Source organism: Bradyrhizobium algeriense (genome assembly GCF_003062295.1).
GTDB lineage: Bacteria > Pseudomonadota > Alphaproteobacteria > Rhizobiales > Xanthobacteraceae > Bradyrhizobium > Bradyrhizobium algeriense.
This window is the reverse complement of sequence record NZ_PYCN01000034.1, coordinates 47213-53835: the sequence shown is the minus strand read 5'-3', so window position 1 is coordinate 53835 and position 6623 is coordinate 47213. Positions and strand designations below refer to the sequence as shown.

General features: G+C 62.2%; 5 protein-coding genes. All 5 read right to left on the bottom strand.

Annotated features, from left to right (window positions below):
- Positions 1-302 precede the first annotated feature (302 nt).
- On the bottom strand, positions 303-830 hold the full coding sequence (locus C7G61_RS36060; RefSeq protein ID WP_108522455.1) for an ATP-binding protein: 528 nt from the start codon (positions 828-830) through the stop codon (positions 303-305).
- A gap of 581 nt (positions 831-1411) precedes the next feature.
- A complete protein-coding gene (locus tag C7G61_RS36055) occupies positions 1412-4099 on the bottom strand; it encodes a bifunctional acetate--CoA ligase family protein/GNAT family N-acetyltransferase (RefSeq protein WP_108522454.1) in 2688 nt (895 codons plus the stop codon).
- 127 nt (positions 4100-4226) lie between these two features.
- The gene (locus C7G61_RS36050; protein WP_108522453.1) at positions 4227-4595 is read right to left on the bottom strand and encodes a hypothetical protein; all 369 of its coding nucleotides are present in this window, start codon (positions 4593-4595) and stop codon (positions 4227-4229) included.
- A 149-nt stretch (positions 4596-4744) separates the two neighbouring features.
- Entirely contained in the window at positions 4745-5578 is an 834-nt protein-coding gene (locus C7G61_RS36045; RefSeq protein ID WP_108522452.1) for a universal stress protein, read from the bottom strand.
- Between the two features lie 140 nt (positions 5579-5718).
- Positions 5719-6621, bottom strand: coding sequence for a CHAD domain-containing protein (locus C7G61_RS36040; RefSeq protein ID WP_108522451.1), 903 nt, complete (start codon positions 6619-6621; stop codon positions 5719-5721).
- Positions 6622-6623 lie beyond the last annotated feature (2 nt).

The following is a 6623-nucleotide window of genomic DNA, read 5'->3' as shown; positions in this document are numbered from 1 at the left end:
AGCGAAGCCGTTCTTCCATCACCGAACTCGCTTTCCACGGCATCCACACCTCCCGCTTGCAAAAAAAGCGAAAAGTGTAACCCATGTGTCCGGTACGAAATGTCACCTATGTCTCGGGCCGCTCACCGATTGCCCTCTATCGTCCGATATTGCCGCCGATCACCGCACTCCACCAAGCAGCATGGTGAACCGCCGTTTCTACGCTATAGCCCGATATCTCTTGACCGGTCCCCAAGCTGGTTCAACGCAACAAAGGCAGCTTACGATCTCAAAGCAGATTATCGGTCGTCTCGGTGGTAGGCTTAATCTTTTTGCTGACCGCCGATATTGAGCCAGCCAGTTTTCCGAAGAATGATCTCTGCCAGTTCCGCAGGTCTTTTGCCGTCCGTAGGTAGAACGATAATGCCTTCGGCATCTTGGCTTGCCATGCGCCTTGCTTGCCGAAGCGAGCGCTGTGCCTGTTCGTCTGCCCCAGAACCGATCTCGCGCTGCGCAAGTCGTGCCAACAGTGTAGGCTCGGCAGCCAACATACGGACTACCGTAATCCGCGCTTCGGGTATGGCAGAAAGTATCCATCGTTTGTCAAAACTCAGGTGCATCAAGGCTTGGTATGTCGACCAGATCGCAGCCAGGTTGATGCTGCTGACGTCAATCGTGCCGGGCTGAATTCTATCAAGCTCGTTTGTATTGGGGCGCGGGAACACCCTATCGAGTTCATCGGTCTCGATAACTGCATGAGCGACTTGAGCCGCGGCGAGTTGGGCACTCATTTCCCAGCTCAGCGTCGATTTACCTACCCCGGCGGGCCCAGTAATCAGCAACAGTTGCATGCCACCTCGGCTTCCAATTCGATCTCAGGGCCTCTGGTGCACCGGGCGGCTTGGCAAGTCCAGCGCATTTGAACGTCCGCTTTTGAGGCCCACACTCGGCAGGGCCGTCCAGCGAATATATTCCGCTTGGCGGCTTTGTTCTTGAGGACCGCCGGTGCGCTACACGTGGATGAAGGTGAGTTACTTGACCGCCATCGTGCTTGCGATGGCCGGTTGGATGTTCCTCATCGTTTGGGTCGTGAGCCGGCTATTTTGATTGGCCGCAGCAGAAACGCCACGAACAGCAGAGGCGGGCCCCAAATCGCCAGCAAAACGACAACAACGACTTCCGCGACGTCCATGCGCATCCCCGATGTCATGACCGACTCGTACGGAGAGTGCGCGAATTGTGAAAGTCTGCCAAGCATTCACCATTGTGCAATGCAAACGCGGCGGCCCCTCACTCCTCTCGTTTTGGTGGCATCCGGCCCTGCTGGACGGGAATAGTTCGGATGAGCAGGTTCGTCATCGGCAATCGCGCGCCAGCCGGCACCTTTCTAATCGACCAGTTTAGCCGGCAGGCCCACTGCGGATCGATCGGTTCAAAGCGTCAGTCTGACGTTGCAGATGTCATGTTCGACCGGATCCGACTTCACCTCGAAGCCAAGGCTGCGGCACATCGCGAGCATGACCGTGTTCTCGGCCAGCACGTCACCGGAGATGGCTTTCAACCCATCGGATTTTGCATATTCGATGATCATCTGCATCAGGGTCCAGCCGAGCCCCCTGCCCTTCAGGTCCGACCGCAACAGGATCGCATATTCGCCGCTCTCATAGATCGAGTCCGAATGGATCCTGACTACGCCGACCAGCTTGTTGGTCGCCTCGTCGATCGCGACAAAGGCCATTGCCCGGGCATAATCGAGCTGGGTCAGGCGGGCGATGAATTCATGGGAAAACTCCTTCATCGGCGCGAAAAACCGTAGCCGCAAGTCCTGCATCGTGACGTGCTTCAACATTTCGTGGATCAGCGGCTCGTCCTCGGGCCGGATCGGACGAACGAACACGCGCCAGCCGTCCTTGACCTCGATGTGACGCTGCCATTGCGAGGGATAGGGCCGCACGGCGAAGTTCGCCGGGCCCGAGCCGCGAAACTTTCGTTCCACGCGGCCGATCACGACGCGGGCGTCGACGGCGAGCACGCCGGCTTCATCGGCCAGCAGCGGGTTGATATCGAGCCCGCGGATTTCGGGAATGTCGGCGGCCATCTGCGCCAGCTTGACCAGAACCGTCGCGACGGCGTCCGGCTTCACCGCCGGCACGTCGCGATAGGCGCAGAGCAGCCGCGAGACGCGGGTGCGCTCGATCAGGCTGCGCGCCAGTTGCAGGTCGAGCGGCGGCAGCGCCAGCGCCTTGTCGTTTATGATCTCGACCGCCGTGCCGCCGCGGCCGAACACGACGACGGTGCCGAAGGTCGGATCGTCGGCGAGGCCGAGAATCAGTTCGCGCACCTTCGCCCGCACCACCATCGCCTGCACCATCACGCCCGAAATCCGCGCCTCCGGCCGCAACGATCTTGCGCGCGCGAGAATCTCGGCGGTCGCCTTGCGCACCGCGTCGGCGCTGGTGAGGTTGAGCACGACGCCGCCGACATCGGATTTATGCACGATGTCGCGCGACATGATCTTGAGCACGACGGTCGAGCCCTTTGCGAAGATTGCGTTCGCATGCGCGACCGCCTCTTCGGCATTGGCGGCGGCAAACGTCGGCACGACGGCGATCTCGTAGGCGTCGAGCAGCCGCTTGACCTCGATCGGATCGAGCCAGGAGCGGCCGTCAGCCAGCGCCGCGGCAACGATCTGCCGCGCCGCATTGATATCGGGCGCAAATTCGCTCGGCATGGCGGGCGGAACCTGAGCCAGCGCCTCCACCACCTCGCGATGGCGCACCAGATGCATGAAGCCGAGGACGGCGTCGCCACCGGTTTGATAGTTCGGAATTCCCGCTCCGCTCAGCAAGTCGCTGATCGACTGGTCCGCCCCGACCCAGACCGCCAGCACGGGCTTCGGCGACATGCGGCGCTCGGCGCGATATTTCCCGACCACACCGATCACGGCCGCTCCAATGTCATCGGCACGGGCGATCGCCGTCTGGACATTCATCACCAGCACGGCGTCGTTGCTCGCGTCGGCCAGCAACACTTCGAGCGCCGCGGCATAGCGCGCGGGGTCGGAATCGCCGACGATATCGACCGGGTTCGATCTCGACCATGTCGGGGGCAATACCGCATCGAGCTTGTCGCGGGTCGCAGGCGAGATGTCGGCGGGAGCGCCGCCGAGTTCGACCAGCCGGTCAATCGCCAATACGCCGATGCCGCCGCCATTGGTCAGGATCGCAAGCCGCTTTCCGGGCGGCGATTTGAGCCGCCCGAGCGTCTCGGCGCAGTCAAACAATTCGCGCAAGTCCGATACGCGCAGGATGCCGGCGCGCTGAAAGGCTGCGTCGTAGACGGCGTCTGCCCCGGCCAGCGCGCCGGTATGGGTTGCAGCCGCCCGCGCGCCCTGCCGGCCTGACTTGACGACCACGACGGGCTTTATTCTCGCGGCGGCCCGCGCCGCCGACATGAACTTGCGGGCATCCTTGATCGCCTCGATGTAAAGCAGGATGGCATGGGTTCTTTCATCGAGCGCAAAGTAATCCAACAGATCGGCGATATCGACATCGAGCTGGTCGCCGATCGACACGATTCCGGAGAAGCCAACGGCCCGCTGTGCCGCCCAGTCGACCATGCCGGCTGCAATGGCGCCGGACTGCGAGATCAGCGCCAGATTTCCCGCGGCTGGCATATGCGCGGAAAAACTCGCATTGAGACTGACGCAAGGCATCATGATGCCCAGGCAATTCGGTCCGATCAGCCGCATGCCGTATTTTTGCGCGGTGCGCTCCGCTGCATCCGCCAGCGAACCCGGACCGTGACCGAGTCCGGCACTGACAATGACGGCGCCTGCCGTACCGCGGCGGCCCGCCTCATCGATCAGGCCTGCGATGGCACGAGCCGGCGCGGTCAGGACAACGAGCTCCGGCGCAAAAGCCAGTTTTGCGATGCTGCCGACGGTCGCGACACCATCGATCTCGTGATAGCGCGGATTGACGAGGCCGAATTCGCCCTTGAATTGGGCTTTGCGAATATTGTTGAGAATGGCGCGGCCGACCGAGCCATGGCGCGGACTGGCCCCGACCAGCGCGACGGAATGCGGCGAAAGCAGATTCTTCAGGCGATAGGTGGACATCGGGCCTTGCTATCCGGCAGGTCGTGGACACCTGTGAACCGATATCCCACGCAATGTGTTCCCAGCGACAAGATAACGCGGCACGATCTCGGCCCGATGACACCCCCTTGTCCGAAACGGGGGCCGATCAGTTCAATGGAAGGCCCTTGATTAGTTTCGACGTGGTCGCGATCATCCGTTCACTATGCTTGAACAGCCGCTCGGAGTCGCGGCGGAAGAAGTCGAGTTGATGCTCGCCGCATTGCTGGTACATCGTCCTTACGTCCCTGACGGAATGCGCACCCGCCATTTTCGTGACGAACTCGTTGAAGATCTGCATTTCTATGCGCGTCCTCTCCAGCATCTCGTCACCGAAAAATATCAACTCCTCTAACATCATCTTTTGCGCGCCGAGCATGAACTCCAACGCGCTCTGGTTCAACTTGGCAGCTTCCGCCTCCGCATTTTCGCCCGGCTGACAAGAACCGGAAGCGGCCCGCTCAGACAGCTGTGCCATGACAATCTCCGATGTGCGGATTTTACCGAAGCGTTATCTGATTGGCATCAAGTCAACATTGAAATGCATCAAACTGGCGGGATTGCGACCGTCAGCCCCTGTCGGAGCTGACCGGGACTGAAGATCGCATTCCCGCTCGCCCGAACCTGTCAGTGCGACATCAGTACCGGCACGGTCATGCAGTCGAACATGCTGCGCGTGACACCGCCCAGAATTCGCTCCTGCAATCGCGAATGGCCGTATCCGCCCATCACCAGCAGGCCGATATTGCTTTCGGCCGCGACCGACAGAATCGCGCCCTGAACATTGCCGCGATCCATCGTCAGCCGCTGCACCCGGGCCGTAATGCCGCGCCGCCCCAGATGCGCAACGAGCTGGTCGGAGGAAGCCTCACCCGCCTCCTCATTGATCGCAATCACGGTCACGGCCTTTGCGCCCATCAGAAACGGCATCGCATCGCGCACTGCGCGGGCCGCCAGGCGGCTGCCGTCCCAGGCGATGCCGACCTGGTGGGCGTCGAGCGGTCCCTTGTGGATATAGGGAACCATCAGCATCGGCCCGCCGGAATTGAACAGGATCTGCTGCGGAATCTCGTTGTCGTAGCTGGCCTTCGAGGATTCCGGCTGCAGCACGATCGTCATGTCGTAGAGCCGGGCAAGCGCCCCGATGGTCTGCCCGGCCTCGACGGGGATCGCCGCAAAGCTCCTGACGCCATAGGCGATTTTTGCGAGCTTGGCCTCGATCTCGAACGCGGCGATCGCGGTGTTCGCCCGCTCCTGGGCGCGCTCCAGTTCAGCGCCCATGACGGCGGCAACGCCGGCGCCGGCACCCTCCACAAGCATCCCGGCGGCGCTCATCGATTCATAGCCGATGGCTACGGCATCGAGATGCGACCGGCGCGCAATGGTCAGCGCGACTGCGACCTCAATCACCGGCCTGACCGGCCGCTCGGAGGGAATATGAACCAGAATGTTTCTGAACATCGCCATTCTCCCACACATTTGCGGGGACCTGCGGCCCCGTTCGAGTTGCTCCCGGCGAACGTAACCGACGGATGGCTGGCGAGGTTTGATGCACATCAAGCGCGGCCAATGCCGGGCGGCGACGCATGTAAACGGCGACGTCAGCAGGCTCCGGCGTGCTTGAGGTCACGATAAGCCGCGATGGCGGCGTCGAACATCTTTTCCCTTCGATTGCGATAGCCCGGCGGATACTTCCTGCCTCGTTTGCCATTTTCGACCTGCGGCGATCCGCTGGCAAGGCCGGCGAAGCGCTCGAGATCGCGCATGTCGCCCAATGCACGCTGCAGCCGCTTTGCCGGCCGGTGCAGGCCATGGAATTCGCCCCGGCCCCGCGGCGCGACGATTTCAGTCAAGGCTTCGAGTATGTAGCGGAAGTGTTTGGCCTTGATCCGTAGCCGGTGACGGCGTGACGCACCCAAAGTCTTCAGGTGCCGGCCCTTGCGGACCAGCCGTGCGCGCCAGCGGTTGAGTTCGCCCGCGCAATAGGATTGCAGAGCCTCCGCATCCTGGCGCCGCCTGTAGCGCTCCAGCCACGCTCCCTGTCTGATCCAGCGTGCCATTGCCGCGACCAGGCGTTGCGTCCGCGCGGAGCGCAGGCAGCGAACCAGGCGGCGGTGGTTCCGCACCTGGCGCTGATCTGGTTGCTCGCCGATCATATGCTGCGACCACGCGCGGTATCGCTTGCGGCGCGCATATTCCATGACAACATCACTGTCACGTGCGGCGCCCAGCGGGCCATTCAGCCAGGCGATTTCCTTCTTCAGGCGCAGCCATTCCGCATCGGCCACAATCGGCGCGAAGAACGCCACGGCGGCACGCAACCGCGTGATCGCGACGCGGATCTGATGCACGGCCTCGGCATCGCCGGCGCACGCGCTGCTGTGATGGGCCTTGATAGCCGCGACGCAATCGAGCGTCATCTTCTGGAATGCGGCTGCACAATCGAGATCCACGGCTTCAGCGCCCTCGCGCCGGCTGGACGTTTCGATTGGGCGGGCTCTCATCG